The sequence below is a fragment of the Rathayibacter sp. PhB152 genome (genome assembly GCF_003751395.1).
Lineage (GTDB): Bacteria > Actinomycetota > Actinomycetes > Actinomycetales > Microbacteriaceae > Rathayibacter > Rathayibacter festucae.
In genome coordinates, this window is the sequence record NZ_RJUT01000005.1 from 273,765 (window position 1) to 289,989 (window position 16,225).

Consider the following 16,225-nt stretch of genomic DNA (forward strand, 5'->3'; position numbering starts at 1 on the left):
TGTAGAAGATGCCTCGCAGTCTCAAGAAGGGCCCCTTCGTTGACGACCACCTGCTCCGCAAGGTGTTCACCGCCAACGAAGCCGGCAACAAGAACGTCATCAAGACCTGGTCGCGCCGCTCGATGATCATCCCGGCGATGCTGGGTCACACCATCGCGGTCCACGACGGTCGCAAGCACATCCCCGTGTTCGTGACCGAGACCATGGTCGGCCACAAGCTCGGCGAGTTCGCCCCCACTCGGACCTTCCGCGGTCACGAGAAGGACGACAAGAAGGGCCGTCGCCGCTGACGCGGCGACGAGAAGGAGGAGAGAAATGGTGGAGTCGATCGCACGCGTGCGACACATCCGCGTCACCCCCCAGAAGGCTCGCCGTGTCGTGAACCTGATCCGCGGGAAGCAGGCGGAGGAGGCCCTGGCCATCCTCAAGTTCGCCCCGCAGGGTGCGTCCGAGCCCGTCTACAAGCTCGTCGCCTCGGCGATGGCCAACGCTCGCGTCAAGGCCGATGCCTCGAACGAGTACCTCGACGACCAGGACCTGTTCGTGTCCCGCGCCTTCGTCGATGAGGGAACCACCCTCAAGCGATTCCAGCCCCGTGCTCAGGGTCGTGCCTTCCGCATCAACAAGCGCACCAGCCACATCACCGTCGTGCTGGCCACTCCTGAGGAGGGGACCAAGTAATGGGTCAGAAAGTAAACCCCTACGGTTTCCGTCTGGGAATCACCACCGACCACGTGTCGCGCTGGTTCTCCGACAGCACCAAGAAGGGCCAGCGGTACAGCGACTTCCTCGCTGAGGACGTCAAGATCCGCCGGCTCCTCGCCACGCAGCTCGACCGCGCGGGCGTCGCCCGCATCGAGATCGAGCGCACCCGCGACCGCGTCCGCGTCGACATCCACACCGCCCGCCCGGGCATCGTGATCGGTCGCCGCGGCGCCGAGGCCGAGCGCATCCGCGCCGACCTCGAGAAGCTCACCGCCAAGCAGATCCAGCTGAACATCCTCGAGGTGAAGAACCCCGAGGCCGAGGCTCAGCTGGTCGCGCAGGGCATCGCCGAGCAGCTCTCCGCCCGCGTGGCCTTCCGCCGCGCGATGCGCAAGGGTCTGCAGGGCGCGCAGCGCGCCGGCGCCAAGGGCGTCCGCATCCAGGTCTCCGGCCGCCTCGGCGGCGCCGAGATGAGCCGCTCGGAGTTCTACCGCGAGGGACGCGTGCCGCTGCACACCCTCCGCGCGAACATCGACTACGGCTTCTACGAGGCGAAGACCACCTTCGGCCGCATCGGCGTGAAGGTCTGGATCTACAAGGGCGACATCACCAACAAGGAGCTCGCTCGGGAGCAGGCGAACAGCAAGTCGTCGCGCCCCGAGCGCAGCGACCGTCCGCGTCGCGCCCCCCGCCAGCAGAGCGAGGCGCCCGTCGCAGCAGGAGTTGAGGCATAACCATGTTGATTCCGCGTCGAGTCAAGCACCGCAAGCAGCACCACCCGGGCCGTTCCGGCCAGGCCACCGGTGGCACCAAGGTGTCGTTCGGTGAGTACGGCATCCAGGCCCTCACCCCGGCCTACGTGACCAACCGTCAGATCGAGTCCGCTCGTATCGCCATGACGCGCCACATCAAGCGCGGTGGAAAGGTGTGGATCAACATCTACCCCGACCGCCCGCTGACCAAGAAGCCCGCCGAGACCCGCATGGGTTCCGGAAAGGGCTCGCCGGAGTGGTGGGTCGCGAACGTCAAGCCGGGTCGCGTCCTCTTCGAGGTCGCCGGCGTCGACGAGCAGCTCGCTCGTGAGGCCATGACCCGTGCCATCCACAAGCTGCCCCTCAAGGCACGCATCATCAAGCGCGAGGAGGGAGACGCATAATGGCGATCGGATCCAAGGAGCTCGTTCCCACCGAGCTCGACACCTTCGAGGACGAGCGTCTCGTCTCGGAGCTGAAGAAGGCCAAGGAGGAGCTGTTCAACCTCCGCTTCCAGTCGGCCACCGGCCAGCTGGACACCAACGGCCGTCTGCGTGCCGTCAAGCGCGACATCGCCCGCATCTACACGGTCATCCGTGAGCGCGAGCTGGGCATCCGCGCCACCCCCGCCCCCGTCGAGGCTCCGGCCAAGGCGGAGAAGAAGCCGAAGACCAAGAAGGCCGCCAAGGCCGAGGTCGCGGCGACCGAGTCGAACGAGGAGGCCAAGTAATGGCAACCGTCACTGACAGCGCCGGCCACGAGTCGGCCGCCCACGACATCAAGGAGGCGGGCGCTCGCGGTTACCGCAAGACCCGTCGCGGCTACGTGACCAGCGACAAGATGGACAAGACCATCGTCGTCGAGGTCGAGGACCGGGTGAAGCACCCGCTGTACGGCAAGGTCATCCGCCGCACGTCCAAGGTCAAGGTCCACGACGAGCTGAACTCCGCCGGCATCGGCGACTCCGTCGTCATCAGCGAGACCCGTCCCCTCAGCGCCACCAAGCGCTGGCGCCTGGTCGAGATCCTCGAGAAGGCCAAGTAGGCCCCGGCCCGCTTGAGTTAGCAGGAGAGACACATGCTTCAGCAAGAATCCCGAGTCAAGGTCGCCGACAACACCGGCGCCAAGATGCTCCTCACCATCCGCGTGCTCGGTGGCTCCGGCCGCCGCTACGCCGGCCTCGGTGACGTCATCGTCGCGACCGTCAAGGACGCGATCCCCGGCGGAAACGTCAAGAAGGGCGATGTGGTCAAGGCCGTCATCGTCCGCACCATCAAGCAGACCCGTCGTCCCGACGGCTCGTACATCAAGTTCGACGAGAACGCCGCCGTGATCCTGAAGAACGACGGGGACCCCCGCGGCACCCGCATCTTCGGACCGGTCGGTCGCGAGCTCCGCGACAAGAAGTTCATGAAGATCGTCTCGCTGGCACCGGAGGTTATCTAGTCATGGCCAAGATCAAGAAGGGTGACCTCGTGCAGGTCATCTCGGGCGCGACCCAGGCCCGCGGCGGAGACCGCGGCAAGCAGGGCAAGGTTCTCGAGGTCCTGGTCGAGAAGAACCGCGTCGTCGTCGAGGGTGTGAACTTCGTCAAGAAGCACAACCGCGTCGGCCAGTCGCAGCGCGGCTCGAAGGAGGGCGGCATCGAGACCATCGAGGCCCCCCTCCACATCTCGAACGTCGCGGTCGTCGACCCGAAGACCAAGAAGCCGACCCGGGTCGGCCACCGCAACGTGGCCGTCACCAAGGACGGCGTGACCAAGACGGTTCGCGTTCGCTACGCGAAGGCGTCGGGTGAGGAACTGTAATGACTGACACCACCGCAGTGGCTGCGAAGGTTCAGCCGCGGCTCAAGGCCAAGTACCAGGCCGACATCATCCCCGCTCTCAAGGAGCAGTTCGGCTTCTCGAACATCCACCAGGTCCCCGGCCTGGTCAAGGTGGTCGTGAACACCGGAGTCGGCGAGGCTGCCCGCGACGGCAAGATCATCGACGGCGCCATCAAGGACCTCACCGCGATCACGGGCCAGAAGCCCCAGGTCACGAAGGCCCGCAAGTCCATCGCGCAGTTCAAGCTGCGCGAGGGCCAGGCCATCGGCGCACACGTCACCCTCCGCGGTGACCGCGCGTGGGAGTTCCTGGACCGCCTGCTCTCGGTGGCGCTGCCGCGCATCCGCGACTTCCGCGGTCTGTCGGACCGCCAGTTCGACGGCAACGGCAACTACACCTTCGGCATCACGGAGCAGTCGATCTTCCACGAGATCGACCAGGACCGCATCGACCGCGTCCGCGGCTTCGACGTGACCGTGGTCACCACCGCGAAGACCGACGACGAGGGTCGCGCGCTGCTCAAGCAGCTCGGCTTCCCGTTCAAGTCGGCGGACAACGCGTAGCACGACCCCCGAGGCCGGAGGGCGGATCACCCGCCCTCCGGCCTCGCTGTGCACCCGCCCGCCCCGCGGCGCGGAAGCACTCTCAGAGCTCAGGTCCTCTCCCGGGAGGATCGGCCGTCGGCCCTCGACCGCCGGCCTTCAGCCGTGTACCATGGCTCGTTGGCCTGCGCTCGCGCGGCCGCATGGGCGTCGACGTCGTCGGCGCCGTCCCACACCACAGGTCGTCACTCTTGTAAAGGGTGCCGAAACCAGGCGAGAAAGGCACCATCAGCCATGACCATGACTGATCCGGTCGCAGATCTGCTGACCAGAATCCGCAACGCGAACTCCGCGCACCACGACTCCATCGCCCTCCCCGGCTCGAAGCTCAAGGCGAACATCGCCGAGATCCTCAAGCGCGAGGGCTACATCTCCGACTGGAAGGTCGAGGAGGCGCGCGTCGGCACGACGCTCTCCATCTCCCTCAAGTACGGACCGAACCGCGAGCGCTCCATCGCCGGCATCAAGCGCGTCTCGAAGCCCGGCCTGCGCGTCTACGCGAAGTCGACCGAGATCCCCACCGTCCTCGGTGGCCTCGGCGTCGCCATCCTGTCCACGTCGAGCGGTCTGCTGACCGACCGTCAGGCCGAGAAGAAGGGCGTGGGTGGGGAGATCCTCGCCTACGTGTGGTAACCCCATGTCGCGAATCGGAAGACTCCCCATCGAGATCCCGGCGGGCGTCGACGTCTCCGTCGCCGGATCCCTCGTCACCGTCAAGGGCCCCAAGGGCGAGCTGACCGTCCCGGTCGCCAGCCCGATCCAGGTCGCCGTCGAAGGCGGCCAGGTCCTGGTCTCCCGCCCCGACGACGAGCGCGAGTCGCGCTCGCTCCACGGCCTCACCCGGACGCTCATCGCGAACGACATCATCGGTGTCACGCAGGGCTACTCCAAGGGCCTCGAGGTCGTCGGAACCGGTTACCGCGTGCTGGTGAAGGGCTCGGACATCGAGTTCGCCCTCGGCTTCTCGCACCCGGTCGTCGTCACCCCTCCCGCGGGCATCTCGTTCACGGTCGAGGGCAACAACAAGGTCACCGTGCACGGCATCTCCAAGCAGGCCGTCGGTGAAGTGGCCGCCAACATTCGTAAGATCCGCAAGCCCGAGCCCTACAAGGGCAAGGGCGTGCGCTACGCCGGCGAGGTCGTTCGCCGCAAGGCCGGAAAGAGCGGTAAGTGATCATGGGACTCGGAACCAGAGGAAAGAGCAAGTCCGCTGCGCGCGGTCGTCGTCACGACCGTCTGCGCAAGAAGGTCGTCGGCTCCGCCGAGCGCCCCCGTCTCGTCGTCAACCGATCGGCCCGTCACGTCTTCGTGCAGATCGTCGACGACTCGCTGGGCCGCACCCTCGCGTCCGCGTCGACCCTCGAGGCCGACCTCCGCGTGTTCGACGGTGACAAGACCGCCAAGGCCCGCCGGGTCGGCGAGCTTCTCGCCGAGCGCGCGAAGACCGCAGGAGTCGAGGCGGTCGTCTTCGACCGCGGAGGCAACAAGTACGCCGGTCGCGTCGCCGCGATCGCCGATGGAGCACGAGAGGCAGGGCTCAACCTGTGACCGCCGCAGAGAGCAAGGAACCCGAGGTCGCCGCCGTGTCGGAGGCCCCCGTCGAGACCGCTGCGTCCACGCAGCCCCAGCAGGAGGCTCGCGAGCCCCGTCGTGGCGGCCGTGACCGCAACCAGGGTGGCCGCGACCGCGGTGGCCGCGACTCCGAGAAGAGCCAGTTCCTCGAGCGCGTCGTGACCATCAACCGCGTGTCGAAGGTCGTCAAGGGCGGTCGTCGCTTCAGCTTCACCGCGCTCGTCGTCGTCGGCGACGGCAACGGACTCGTCGGAGTCGGCTACGGCAAGGCCCGCGAGGTCCCCACCGCCATCTCCAAGGGCGTCGAGGAGGCGAAGAAGAACTTCTTCCGCGTCCCGCGCGTCGGCTCGACCATTCCGCACCCCGTCCAGGGTGAGGCCGCTGCCGGTGTCGTGCTCCTGCGCCCCGCGTCGTCGGGTACCGGTGTCATCGCCGGCGGTCCCGTCCGCGCCGTGCTCGAGTGCGCCGGCATCCACGACGTCCTGAGCAAGTCGCTCGGCTCGTCGAACACCATCAACATCGTCCACGCGACGGTGACGGCCCTGCAGCAGCTCGAGGAGCCGCGCGCCGTCGCCGCTCGTCGCGGGCTCGACTTCGACCAGGTCGCGCCGCCCCGGCTCGTCCGTGCCGAGGCCGACGCCCTCGCCGCCGCGTCCAAGTCGAAGGCAGGTGCCTGATGGCCCAGCTCAAGGTGACCCAGATCAAGTCGAAGGTCAGCGAGAAGCAGTACCAGCGCGACACGCTGCGCTCGCTCGGCCTCAGGAAGATCGGTCAGAGCGTCGTCCGCGAGGACAACTCTCAGAACCGCGGATACGTGAAGACCGTCGCCCACCTGGTGAAGGTCGAGGAGATTGACTAATGGCTGAGAAGAACCAGGCCGTCGCGGAGTCCACGACTCCCGCGCAGGCCTCGACCAAGGAGCACGTGCTCAAAGTCCACCACCTCCGACCCGCAGTGGGCGCCAAGAAGGCGAAGACTCGCGTCGGCCGCGGTGAGGGATCCAAGGGAAAGACCGCCGGTCGCGGCACCAAGGGCACCAAGGCCCGCTACCAGGTGCGCGTCGGCTTCGAGGGTGGGCAGATGCCGCTGCACATGCGCACCCCGAAGCTCCGCGGGTTCAAGAACCCGTTCCGCGTCGAGTACCAGGTCGTGAACCTGTCCGCTCTCGCGGAGCTCTACCCTCAGGGCGGCGACGTCACCATCAGCGACCTGGTCGCGAAGGGTGCCGTCCGCAAGAACGAGAAGGTCAAGGTTCTCGGCGACGGGGACATTGCGGTTACGCTGAACGTCGCGGTCGACAAGGTCTCCAGCTCTGCCGAGCAGAAGATCGTCGCCGCGGGCGGATCCATCAAGTAGCACCAGCAGCTTGTCGGTCGGGCTTGCCACGACGACTCCCCACGGGCACCTCGCCCCTGGAGAGCGCGTGGCAAGCTCGACCTGTATCCCGCACCAAGAACTGAGCAGGAGACCCTAGGTAGATGTTTGGCGCCGTAGCGCGGATCTTCCGCACCCCCGACCTCCGCCGCAAGATCGGCTTCACCCTCGCGATCGTGGCGATCTTCCGGCTGGGATCCTTCATCCCCGCTCCGTTCGTCGACTTCGAGGCCGTCCAGGCCTGCCTCGCCGGCAACCAGGGCACCTCGGGTCTCTACGAGCTCGTGAACCTCTTCAGCGGTGGAGCCCTGCTCCAGCTGTCGATCTTCGCGCTCGGCATCATGCCGTACATCACGGCGTCGATCATCGTGCAGCTCCTGCGCGTGGTCATCCCGCACTTCGAGACCCTCTACAAGGAGGGCCAGTCGGGCCAGGGCCGTCTGACGCAGTACACCCGCTATCTCACGATCGCGCTGGGCGTCCTGCAGTCGACCACCCTCATCACCGTCGCCCGCTCGGGCGCGCTGTTCGGCAACTCCGGTGTCCCGGAGTGCTCGGCGCTCATCATCACCGACGAGTGGTACTCCATCCTGCTCATGGTCATCACCATGACCGCGGGCACCGGCATCATCATGTGGATGGGCGAGCTCATCACCGAGCGCGGCATCGGCAACGGCATGTCGCTCCTGATCTTCACCTCGATCGCCGCCCAGTTCCCCACCTCGCTCTGGTCGATCGCGCAGTCGCGCGGCTTCGAGACCTTCCTCCTGGTCCTCGCGGTCGGGCTCGTGCTCGTCGTCGCGGTCGTCTTCGTCGAGCAGTCGCAGCGGCGGATCCCCGTGCAGTACGCCAAGCGGATGGTCGGGCGCAGAACGTACGGCGGCAACAACACGTACATCCCGATCAAGGTCAACATGGCCGGCGTCGTGCCCGTCATCTTCGCCTCGTCGCTGCTGTACCTGCCCGCGCTCATCGCGCAGTTCAACCAGCCCGCGGCCGGCCAGGAGGCGCCGTTCTGGGTGACCTGGATCACGAACTATCTCACCAAGGGCGATCACCCGCTCTACATGGCGCTGTACTTCCTGCTGATCGTCGGCTTCACCTACTTCTACGTCGCGATCACCTTCAACCCGGACGAGGTCGCCGACAACATGAAGCGCTACGGCGGCTTCATCCCCGGCATCCGCGCCGGCCGTCCGACCGCCGAGTACCTGAACTACGTGCTGACCCGGGTGACGCTGCCCGGCTCGGTCTACCTCGGTCTGATCGCGCTCGTGCCCCTCGTGGCGCTCGCGCTCGTCGGCGCCAACCAGAACTTCCCGTTCGGCGGCACGTCCATCCTGATCATCGTCGGAGTCGGACTCGAGACGGTGAAGCAGATCGACTCCCAGCTGCAGCAGCGCCACTACGAAGGGCTCCTCCGATGACCTCGACCCCGGTCGGCTTCCGTCTGCTGCTGATCGGCCCTCCGGGCGCCGGCAAGGGGACTCAGGCCGCTCGGCTCAGCGAGGTCCTGAAGGTCCCCGCGATCTCGACCGGAGACATCTTCCGCGCCAACGTCGCCAACGAGACCGAGCTCGGCCTGCAGGCCAAGTCCTACCTCGACGCCGGCCGCTACGTGCCCGACGAGCTCACGAACGCGATCGTGCACGACCGGCTGCAGGAGGCCGACGTCTCGACGGGCTTCCTCCTCGACGGCTACCCGCGCACCACGGAGCAGGTCGACGAGCTCGACCGCATCGTCGCGGCCGACGGCAACCGGCTCGACGCGGTCGTGCAGCTGACCGCCGACCCCGACGAGGTCGTCGCGCGTCTGCTCAAGCGCTCCGCGGAGCAGGGCCGCAGCGACGACACCGAGGAGGTCATCCGGCACCGTCTCGCCCTCTACGAGGAGCAGACCGCGCCGCTGATCGACATCTACGCCGCGCGCGGGCTCGTCATCGTCGTCGACGGCCTCGGCCCGGTCGACGAGGTCACCGAGCGCATCGTCGTCGCCCTCGAGGGCCACCGCGTCGGTCGCCTCGTCGGCGACTCGCCGGCGGCCTGACCCGTGGCGCTGCGCTCCTCTCTCTACAAGACGCCTGCCCAGCTGCGATCGATGATCGCGCCCGGGCTGGCGACCGCCGCGTCTCTCGACGCTGTCCGTGCCGCCGTGCGACCCGGCGTCAGCACGCTCGAGCTCGACGCGATCGCCGAGGCTGCAATCGTCGCGCTCGGCGGGCACTCGAACTTCCAGCTCGTGCCCGGCTACCGGCACACGATCTGCGCCTCGGTGAACGAGGAGGTCGTGCACGGGATCCCCGGCGGCCGCGTCCTCGAGCCCGGCGACATCGTCTCCATCGACAGCGGCGCCGAGATCGACGGCTGGAACGGCGACTCCGCCATGACGATCGTCCTGCCCGACGTCGAGCGCCCCGACGAGGTCGCGCGCCGCGAGGCCCTGTCCCGCGTCACCGAGGGCTCGCTCTGGCGGGGCATCGCAGCTCTCGCGTCCGCCCGGCACCTCAACGAGGTGGGCGCGGCGATCGAGGAGTACATCGAGGACGAGGCGGAGGCCTCCGGCGCCGTCTACGGCATCCTCACCGACTACATCGGCCACGGCATCGGCCGGACGATGCACGAGGCGCCGCCGGTGTTCAACTACCGGGTCCGCCAGCGCGGCCCGGAGGTGAAGCCCGGCCTCGTCGTCGCCATCGAGCCGATGGTCACCGCGGGCAGCGCCGAGACGGTCGTCCGCGAGGACGAGTGGACCGTCGCCACCATCGACGGCAGCATGTCGGCGCACTGGGAGCACTCGGTCGCGGTGCACCGCGACGGCATCTGGGTGACGACGCTCGCCGACGGCGGCGCCGCCGGCCTCGCGCAGTACGGGATCGTGCCGACGCCGATCGCGTAGTAAGGACTTCGTCGCGGTGATGCGACCCATTGAGGGTCGCCGTCGCGTTGTCGAGTCTTCCGCGGTGAGGGCGGTCCACTGGACCGCCCGGCTGGCCGCCTTGGAGAGGCTGGTCAGGGTGACCGACAGCTAGCTGTCGATCACCCTGACCAGCTCCTCGATGAAGCCGCCGAAGTCCGCGGAGCGGCGGATCAGGCGCTGCACCTCCGCGCGGTCGGCGAAGACCTCGACGAACTGGTCGAAGACGGACTGGAAGCTGCTGCGGCCGGCCGAGGCGAAGGCGATCATCGCGATCACGTTCACCCGCTGCTCGCCCCACGCCATCGGCACGTCGTTGACGACGATGGCGATCGCGGTCCGACGCGCGCTCATCGCCATCGCGTGCGGGACGGCGAGGTTGTCGGTGAACGCGGTGGAGCTCATCCGCTCGCGCTCGATCGCGCCGTCGACGTAGTCCTCGTCGATGATGCCGCCGGCGATCATCCGCTCGCCGAGCAGCCGGATCATCGCGGCTTCGTCGCGGGCGTGCACGTTCCGGAAGAAGAGCGACTCGTCGAAGAACTGCAGCAGCTCGTCCTTGATCCGCGCGCGGCGCCGGTGCCGGCGCACCCGGGCGATCGCACGGCGCACGGCGTCCACGTCGTGGTCGGTGAGGAACGGCTGCACCACGACGACGTCCTCGGAGGCGGGCCGCTCGTCGATCGTGGTGATCACCAGATCCGCGGTCAGGCGGTCCCAGTCGACGTCGCTCCGGGTGATCAGCGAGCGGACCTCCACCTCGGTGCCGAGCGAGCGCTCGACCCGCAGCCGCAGCATGTGCGCGAGGTCGTAGTAGTTCGGGCAGACGATGACGCAGGAGAGCCGCTCCTCGCGCCGGGACACCCGCTCGAGGAAGGAGCCGACGTGCAGGGCGATGTAGGCGATCTCGTCCTCGTTGACGGTGATCCCGCGCAGGCGCTGCAGTCCGCTCGCGAGGAACACCGCGATCTCGTAGGTCATCGGGAAGCTGGTCTTGATCGAGCGGGTGAGCGGGTTCCGTGAGTAGCCGCCCTCGGCCGCCCGCGCGACGAGGTTCCGCACGTGCAGCGCGAGGCGGACGATGAAGCCCTCGTCGTCGAGGTCGACGAGGTACGCCTCGTTCACATCCGCGACGAGCTCGCGGACGACGGCGACGTCCTCCGGATCGAGGTAGTTCTCGACGACGGCGGCGACGGGCTCGTTCTGCCCCGGCGTCGCCACCCGCGTCGTCATCAGGATCGCCAGCTGGGCGAGCTCGGCGTCGGTGAGCCGCGTGGCGAAGTGGCGCTCGACGAGCTCGGCGAGCAGCGCGGCGAGCTCGCCGTGCACCGCGGGGGAGGGGCGCGAGCCGGCCGGGTCGCCGATGCCCCGGGAGACGCGGTCGACGGCGATCGCGATGTGCAGCAGCACGCTGTTCACGCCGTAGTCGTTGATGTAGTAGCCGCGGGTCTCGAGCTCGGCCAGCAGCTCGGTCTTGAACGCGCCGAGACCGGGGGAGGCGAACTCGCGCTGCACGTCGTCGAGCGTGAAGACGCCCTGCGCACTCTCGTCGCGGAACATCCGCGAGATCAGGCGGCGCCGGGCCTCCTCGCTGCCCTCGAGACGAACGGAAGGACCGCGGCGCACGAGCGCCAGGCCGGACTCGTCCGCCAGCGCCTTCACCCGGCGCAGATCGGCGTCGATCGTCGACTCGCTGACGGAGAGCGTCTCCGCGAGCGCCGCGACGTCGAGTCCGTCGTCGGAGTCGACCAGGCGCCGGACGATGCTGTACAGCCGGTCGCGCGGGGTGTCCGGCTCGTCGTCGCGGAGCAGCCGGGTCTCGAGGAACGCCGTGTACGCGTCGCGCGCGAGCCGGTAGCCGTTGGCCGACGACTCCACGGGCTCGAGCGGAGCCGCCTGGGCCTTCACCGCCGTCACGTAGCTGCGGACACTCCGGGTGGTGACTCCGAGCCGGTCGGCCAGCTCGTGCGCGGTCACCCAGCCGTCGGCGCGGGAGAGGTACTCCAGCAGTCGTTCGCGGTTGTCAGGCATCGGTCTTCCAGTCAACCATCTCCGCGTCGGCGCGGTCGGACCCGCGCCGAAGCCGCCGGGAGCGCTCTTCCGCCCCCGCGGAAGATTGTCTGCGGGGGGCGGACGCGCGGCCCCCGAGATGCTTGGATGAGGCAAGACCCGGACGCGAGGAGGCGAACGAGGTGCGCACGATCCTGATCGTCTGCGGTGCAGGCGCGTCGAGCACGTTCCTGGCCCACCGGCTGCGAGCGGGCGCGAAGCAGCGCGGCATCGATGCCGTGTTCCGATCCGAGACCCTTCCCGGTCTCGCGGACGCTCTGCCGCAGGCGGACGTCCTCCTGGTCGGACCGCACCTCGAGCCGCAGTTCGACGAGCTCCGCCAGCGCGCGGTGCACGTCGGCGCCGCGGCAGCCCTCCTTCCGCACGACGTCTTCGGGGCGCACGGTGCCGATGCCGTGCTCGACACCCTTCCCGTCCTCTTCGCCGCTCGCGCGGTCGTCGCAGGATCGGACGGGGACGCCTCACCTCCCGCCCCGGGCCTCGCGCCCGGCACCGGGAACCACTGACGCAGTTCCGACTGCAGGATCAAGGAGAAACGTTCATGGTCGAGCGCACCGTGCAGGTTGCATCGTCGAAGGGCCTCCACGCCCGCCCCGCCTCGCTCTTCAGCCAGGCCGCGGCGAAGTCGGGTCAGAAGGTCCTGGTGAAGAAGGGCGAGGGCACCGCGGTGAACGCGGCCTCGATCCTCGGCATCATCTCGCTCGGCATCGAGCACGGCGACTCGCTGACCCTCTCCGTCGAGGGCGACAACGAGCAGGCGATCCTCGAGGAGCTGTCCGAGTTCCTGAGCACTGACCACGACGCATAAGACCCCTCGCCCCACCGCCCTCTCACCGACGAGACGCACGACAGGAACCGGGAACCCATGACGCTGTCCACTCCTTCCACCGCCTACGCCTCCGCGAAGCTCCAGGGCACCGGAGTCGGCCGCGGCCTGGCCCTCGGGCCGGTGCTGCGCATGCCCGACCCGCTCCCCGAGCCCGAGGACACCGCCAGCACCCGCTCCGTCGCGCAGGAGGAGGAGCGCGCGGTCGCCTCGCTGTCGGCGACCGCCGCGACCATCCGCCACCGCGGTGAGCGCGCCGGCGGCTCGGCGAAGGACGTCCTCGACGCGCAGGCGCTGATGGCGGAGGACCCCTCGCTCGCGGACGACGTCAAGACCCGTCTCGCCGCGGGCAAGACCGCCGAGCGCGCGGTGCACGAGGCGTTCGCCGGCTTCCGCGACCTGCTGGTCGCGATGGGCGGCTACATGGCCGAGCGCGCGACCGACCTCGACGACGTCTCGCAGCGGGTCGTGGCCCACCTGCGCGGCGTCCCGGCGCCGGGCGTCCCGGAGTCGGACGAGCCGTTCGTGCTCGTCGCCCGCGATCTCGCGCCGGCCGACACCGCGCTGCTCGACCTCGAGAAGGTCCTCGGCCTGATCACCAGCGACGGCGGCCCGACCTCGCACACGGCGATCCTCGCCCGCGAGAAGTCGATCACCGCCATCGTCGGCACCACCGGCGCGCTCGACCTGCGCGACGGCCAGCTCGTCATCCTCGACGCCTCCTCCGGTGTCGTGACGGTGAACCCGTCCGACGTCGAGATCGGCGACGCGAAGTCCTCGATCGCGGAGCGCGCCGAGATGCTCGCCGCCCCCGTCGTCCCCGGCGCCCTCGCCGACGGTCACGCCGTGCCGCTGCTGGCGAACCTCGGCTCGGCCGACGGCGCCGAGAACGCCGTCGAGCTCGGCGCGGAGGGCGTGGGCCTGTTCCGCACCGAGTTCCTCTTCCTCGACGCGAAGGAGGCCCCGACCGTCGCCGAGCAGGCCGAGCAGTACACCCGCCTCCTCGCCGCCTTCCCCGGCCGCAAGGTCGTGGTGCGCGCGCTCGACGCCGGCGCCGACAAGCCGCTCGCCTTCCTCAACGACAACCACGAGGAGAACCCGGCGCTCGGCCTCCGCGGCCTCCGCGCCCTGCGCGCCAGCGAGCAGATCCTCCGCGACCAGCTCACCGCGCTCGCCCAGGCCGACGCCGCGACCGACGCCGACCTCTGGGTCATGGCGCCGATGGTCGCGACCGTCGACGAGACCCGCTACTTCACCTCCATGGCCAAGGAGCTCGGGATCCGCACCGCCGGCGTCATGGTGGAGGTCCCTTCCTCCGCCCTGCTCGCCGACCGGATCCTCGGAGTCGCCGACTTCGCCTCCATCGGCACCAACGACCTGACCCAGTACACCCTGGCGGCGGACCGGATGCTCGGCACCGTGTCCGCCTTCCAGGACCCGTGGCACCCCGCCGTCCTCCGCCTCGTCGGCGAGGTCGGCCGCGCGGGCGCCGCACTGGGCAAGCCCGTCGGCATCTGCGGCGAGGCCGCCGCGGATCCGCTGCTCGCCGTCGTCCTCGTGGGCCTCGGCGCGACGACCCTCTCGATGTCCCCGTCGGCTCTCGCCGACGTCCGCGCCGAGCTGGCCGAGCACACCCTCGAGGACGCGAGGCGCTACGCCGAGCTCGCCCTCGCGGCCGACAGCGCGGCGGACGCCCGGTCCGCCGTCACCGAGGCGATCGCCGCCTCCTGATCCCGGGGATCGCGCGGCCCGCATGCGCACGATCCTCCGCAGCACCACCCCGCACCACCGCACCACCGCACCATCCCGCACCACCCCTGCACCACCCCGTCTCGTCCCGCCCCGCGGGAGCCCGGACCGCCTCAGGAGCGACCGGATCTCCCACCCTCAGAATCGGAGAACACACCACATGACAACGACGTCAGCGACGTCGACGCGCGGAGGTACGCGCGTCCACGTCCAGCGATTCGGCACCTTCCTCTCGGGGATGGTCATGCCGAACATCGCGGCCTTCATCGCGTGGGGTCTCATCACCTCGCTCTTCATCGCCGCGGGCTGGCTGCCCAACGGCATCCTCGGCGGCTTCGGCGACGCCGCCCAGATCGGCTGGGAGGGTGCCCGCACCCAGCTCGCCGCCGGTGAGGACGGCGCGACCTTCCAGCAGTACGTCGGTCTCGTCGCCCCGATGATCACCTACCTGCTCCCGCTGCTCATCGCGAACACCGGTGGCCGCATGGTCTACGGCCAGCGCGGTGGCGTGGTCGCCTCGATCGCCACCATGGGCGTCATCGTCGGCGCCACCATCCCGATGTTCCTCGGCGCCATGATCATCGGCCCGCTCGCCGCGTGGCTGATGAAGAAGGTCGACTCGATCTGGGACGGCAAGATCAAGCCCGGCTTCGAGATGCTGGTCAACAACTTCTCCGCCGGAATCCTCGGCATGCTCCTCTCGCTGGGCGCGTTCTTCGGCATCGCGCCGATCATCTCGTTCCTCACCAAGATCCTCGGCGACGGCGTCGACCTCCTGGTGAACGCGGGCCTGCTGCCGCTGACCTCGATCTTCATCGAGCCGGCCAAGATCCTGTTCCTCAACAACGCCATCAACCAGGGCGTCCTCACCCCGCTCGGCACCGTCATGGCGCAGGACCAGGGCAAGTCGTACCTGTTCCTGCTCGAGGCCAACCCCGGCCCCGGCATGGGCGTGCTGCTCGCCTTCGCGATCTTCGGCGTGGGCATCGCCCGCGGCTCCGCCCCCGGCGCCGCGCTGATCCACTTCGTCGGCGGCATCCACGAGATCTACTTCCCCTACGTGCTGATGAAGCCCGCGCTCGTCGCGGCCGTCATCCTCGGCGGCATGACGGGCGTCGCGACCAACGTCGCGTTCGACTCCGGCCTCGTCGCCCCGGCGTCCCCGGGATCGATCATCGCGGTGCTCCTGCAGACCTCGCGCGACAGCTACCTCGGCGTGATCCTCTCGGTCCTGCTCTCGATGGCCGTGTCGTTCGTCGTCGCGTCGTTCATCATCCGCGGCAGCCGCAAGCGCGACCTCGACGCCATGGAGGCCGGTGACGACAAGCTCGCCGCCGCTGTCGCCGCCAACTCGTCGAACAAGGGCAAGGAGAGCGCCGTCGGCTCGCTCCTCAACGCGAGCGGCGCCTCCAACCAGGACGGCGCCTCGGCGACCGCCACCGCCACGCAGGTCCGCAACATCGTCTTCGCCTGCGACGCCGGGATGGGATCGTCCGCCATGGGCGCCTCCGTCCTGCGCAACAAGATGAAGAAGGCGGGCTTCGAGGACGTCACGGTCACCAACAAGGCGATCGCGGCCCTCGAGGACGACGTCGACCTGGTCATCACCCAGGCCGAGCTGACCGAGCGGGCGCGCCAGCGCACGCCGGGTGCGATCCACGTCTCCGTCGACAACTTCATGAACAGCCCCAAGTACGACGAGGTCGTCTCGCTCGTCGCGGAGCAGCACGGCAAGTAGTCGGGAACACCCCTGAGGGAGCCCGTAGGGTGCGACGTGGCGGAGACGCTCCGCTCGCCCCTGCGGGTTCCCTCATTCGTTCACCACCCACGGA

General features: G+C 69.0%; 23 protein-coding genes. 22 read left to right on the plus strand and 1 reads right to left on the minus strand.

Features of this window, described 5'->3' with window-relative positions:
* Nucleotides 1-8: 8 nt before the first annotated feature.
* The 18 genes from rpsS (at nt 9) to map (ending at nt 9,730) form a co-directional block, all read left to right on the plus strand.
* Nucleotides 9-290, plus strand: coding sequence for a 30S ribosomal protein S19 (rpsS, locus tag EDF36_RS14205; RefSeq protein ID WP_055787078.1), 282 nt, complete (start codon nt 9-11; stop codon nt 288-290).
* 25 nt (nt 291-315) lie between these two features.
* Nucleotides 316-681: a 50S ribosomal protein L22 gene (gene rplV, locus EDF36_RS14210; RefSeq protein ID WP_123445044.1), complete on the plus strand. Its 366-nt coding sequence runs from the start codon at nt 316-318 to the stop codon at nt 679-681.
* Nucleotides 681-1,439 carry a 30S ribosomal protein S3 gene (rpsC, locus tag EDF36_RS14215; RefSeq protein WP_056037327.1) on the plus strand — a complete coding sequence of 253 codons (759 nt, stop codon included), beginning with the start codon at nt 681-683 and terminating at the stop codon, nt 1,437-1,439. The genes rplV and rpsC overlap by 1 nt, the downstream gene beginning before the upstream one ends.
* Nucleotides 1,440-1,441: 2 nt before the next feature.
* Nucleotides 1,442-1,861, plus strand: a complete 420-nt coding sequence (rplP, locus tag EDF36_RS14220; protein ID WP_123445045.1) for a 50S ribosomal protein L16 — start codon at nt 1,442-1,444, stop codon at nt 1,859-1,861.
* Nucleotides 1,861-2,187, plus strand: coding sequence for a 50S ribosomal protein L29 (gene rpmC / locus EDF36_RS14225; RefSeq protein WP_123733513.1), 327 nt, complete (start codon nt 1,861-1,863; stop codon nt 2,185-2,187). Before rplP ends, rpmC begins: the two co-directional genes overlap by 1 nt.
* On the plus strand, nt 2,187-2,501 hold the full coding sequence (gene rpsQ, locus EDF36_RS14230) for a 30S ribosomal protein S17 (RefSeq protein WP_123445047.1): 315 nt from the start codon (nt 2,187-2,189) through the stop codon (nt 2,499-2,501). The genes rpmC and rpsQ overlap by 1 nt, the downstream gene beginning before the upstream one ends.
* 33 nt (nt 2,502-2,534) lie before the next feature.
* Entirely contained in the window at nt 2,535-2,903 is a 369-nt protein-coding gene (rplN, locus tag EDF36_RS14235) for a 50S ribosomal protein L14 (protein ID WP_123445048.1), read from the plus strand.
* A 2-nt stretch (nt 2,904-2,905) separates the two neighbouring features.
* Nucleotides 2,906-3,265 carry a 50S ribosomal protein L24 gene (gene rplX / locus EDF36_RS14240; protein ID WP_123445049.1) on the plus strand — a complete coding sequence of 120 codons (360 nt, stop codon included), beginning with the start codon at nt 2,906-2,908 and terminating at the stop codon, nt 3,263-3,265.
* Nucleotides 3,265-3,849 carry a 50S ribosomal protein L5 gene (rplE, locus tag EDF36_RS14245; protein ID WP_123445050.1) on the plus strand — a complete coding sequence of 195 codons (585 nt, stop codon included), beginning with the start codon at nt 3,265-3,267 and terminating at the stop codon, nt 3,847-3,849. Before rplX ends, rplE begins: the two co-directional genes overlap by 1 nt.
* Before the next feature lie 273 nt (nt 3,850-4,122).
* The gene (gene rpsH / locus EDF36_RS14250; RefSeq protein WP_123445051.1) at nt 4,123-4,521 is read left to right on the plus strand and encodes a 30S ribosomal protein S8; all 399 of its coding nucleotides are present in this window, start codon (nt 4,123-4,125) and stop codon (nt 4,519-4,521) included.
* Between the two features lie 4 nt (nt 4,522-4,525).
* Nucleotides 4,526-5,062, plus strand: coding sequence for a 50S ribosomal protein L6 (rplF, locus tag EDF36_RS14255; protein ID WP_123445052.1), 537 nt, complete (start codon nt 4,526-4,528; stop codon nt 5,060-5,062).
* Nucleotides 5,063-5,064: 2 nt separating this feature from the next.
* The gene (gene rplR, locus EDF36_RS14260) at nt 5,065-5,436 is read left to right on the plus strand and encodes a 50S ribosomal protein L18 (protein WP_123445053.1); all 372 of its coding nucleotides are present in this window, start codon (nt 5,065-5,067) and stop codon (nt 5,434-5,436) included.
* Nucleotides 5,433-6,137, plus strand: coding sequence for a 30S ribosomal protein S5 (rpsE, locus tag EDF36_RS14265; RefSeq protein ID WP_123445054.1), 705 nt, complete (start codon nt 5,433-5,435; stop codon nt 6,135-6,137). The genes rplR and rpsE overlap by 4 nt, the downstream gene beginning before the upstream one ends.
* Nucleotides 6,137-6,319 carry a 50S ribosomal protein L30 gene (rpmD, locus tag EDF36_RS14270; protein WP_173232138.1) on the plus strand — a complete coding sequence of 61 codons (183 nt, stop codon included), beginning with the start codon at nt 6,137-6,139 and terminating at the stop codon, nt 6,317-6,319. Before rpsE ends, rpmD begins: the two co-directional genes overlap by 1 nt.
* On the plus strand, nt 6,319-6,816 hold the full coding sequence (gene rplO, locus EDF36_RS14275) for a 50S ribosomal protein L15 (protein WP_123445055.1): 498 nt from the start codon (nt 6,319-6,321) through the stop codon (nt 6,814-6,816). The genes rpmD and rplO overlap by 1 nt, the downstream gene beginning before the upstream one ends.
* 122 nt (nt 6,817-6,938) lie before the next feature.
* Nucleotides 6,939-8,261: a preprotein translocase subunit SecY gene (secY, locus tag EDF36_RS14280; RefSeq protein ID WP_123445056.1), complete on the plus strand. Its 1,323-nt coding sequence runs from the start codon at nt 6,939-6,941 to the stop codon at nt 8,259-8,261.
* Entirely contained in the window at nt 8,258-8,881 is a 624-nt protein-coding gene (locus EDF36_RS14285; RefSeq protein WP_123445057.1) for an adenylate kinase, read from the plus strand. Before secY ends, EDF36_RS14285 begins: the two co-directional genes overlap by 4 nt.
* 3 nt (nt 8,882-8,884) lie before the next feature.
* Nucleotides 8,885-9,730: a type I methionyl aminopeptidase gene (map, locus tag EDF36_RS14290; protein ID WP_123733514.1), complete on the plus strand. Its 846-nt coding sequence runs from the start codon at nt 8,885-8,887 to the stop codon at nt 9,728-9,730.
* A 129-nt stretch (nt 9,731-9,859) separates the two neighbouring features.
* Here map and EDF36_RS14295 read toward each other — a convergent pair whose 3' ends face one another.
* Nucleotides 9,860-11,779: a BglG family transcription antiterminator gene (locus EDF36_RS14295; protein ID WP_123733515.1), complete on the minus strand. Its 1,920-nt coding sequence runs from the start codon at nt 11,777-11,779 to the stop codon at nt 9,860-9,862.
* Nucleotides 11,780-11,940: 161 nt separating this feature from the next.
* Between EDF36_RS14295 and EDF36_RS14300 the strand changes: the two genes are divergently transcribed.
* The 4 genes from EDF36_RS14300 to EDF36_RS14315 all read left to right on the plus strand — a co-directional run bounded on the left by EDF36_RS14300 (nt 11,941) and on the right by EDF36_RS14315 (nt 16,131).
* Nucleotides 11,941-12,324: a PTS sugar transporter subunit IIB gene (locus EDF36_RS14300; protein ID WP_185020488.1), complete on the plus strand. Its 384-nt coding sequence runs from the start codon at nt 11,941-11,943 to the stop codon at nt 12,322-12,324.
* 35 nt (nt 12,325-12,359) lie between these two features.
* Nucleotides 12,360-12,626, plus strand: a complete 267-nt coding sequence (locus EDF36_RS14305; RefSeq protein ID WP_123733517.1) for an HPr family phosphocarrier protein — start codon at nt 12,360-12,362, stop codon at nt 12,624-12,626.
* A 150-nt stretch (nt 12,627-12,776) separates the two neighbouring features.
* Nucleotides 12,777-14,375, plus strand: coding sequence for a phosphoenolpyruvate--protein phosphotransferase (gene ptsP, locus EDF36_RS14310; protein WP_243587258.1), 1,599 nt, complete (start codon nt 12,777-12,779; stop codon nt 14,373-14,375).
* A gap of 178 nt (nt 14,376-14,553) precedes the next feature.
* Complete coding sequence (locus EDF36_RS14315; protein WP_123445064.1) at nt 14,554-16,131, plus strand: PTS mannitol transporter subunit IICB; 1,578 nt, start codon at nt 14,554-14,556, stop codon at nt 16,129-16,131.
* The last annotated feature ends 94 nt before the right edge of the window (nt 16,132-16,225 follow it).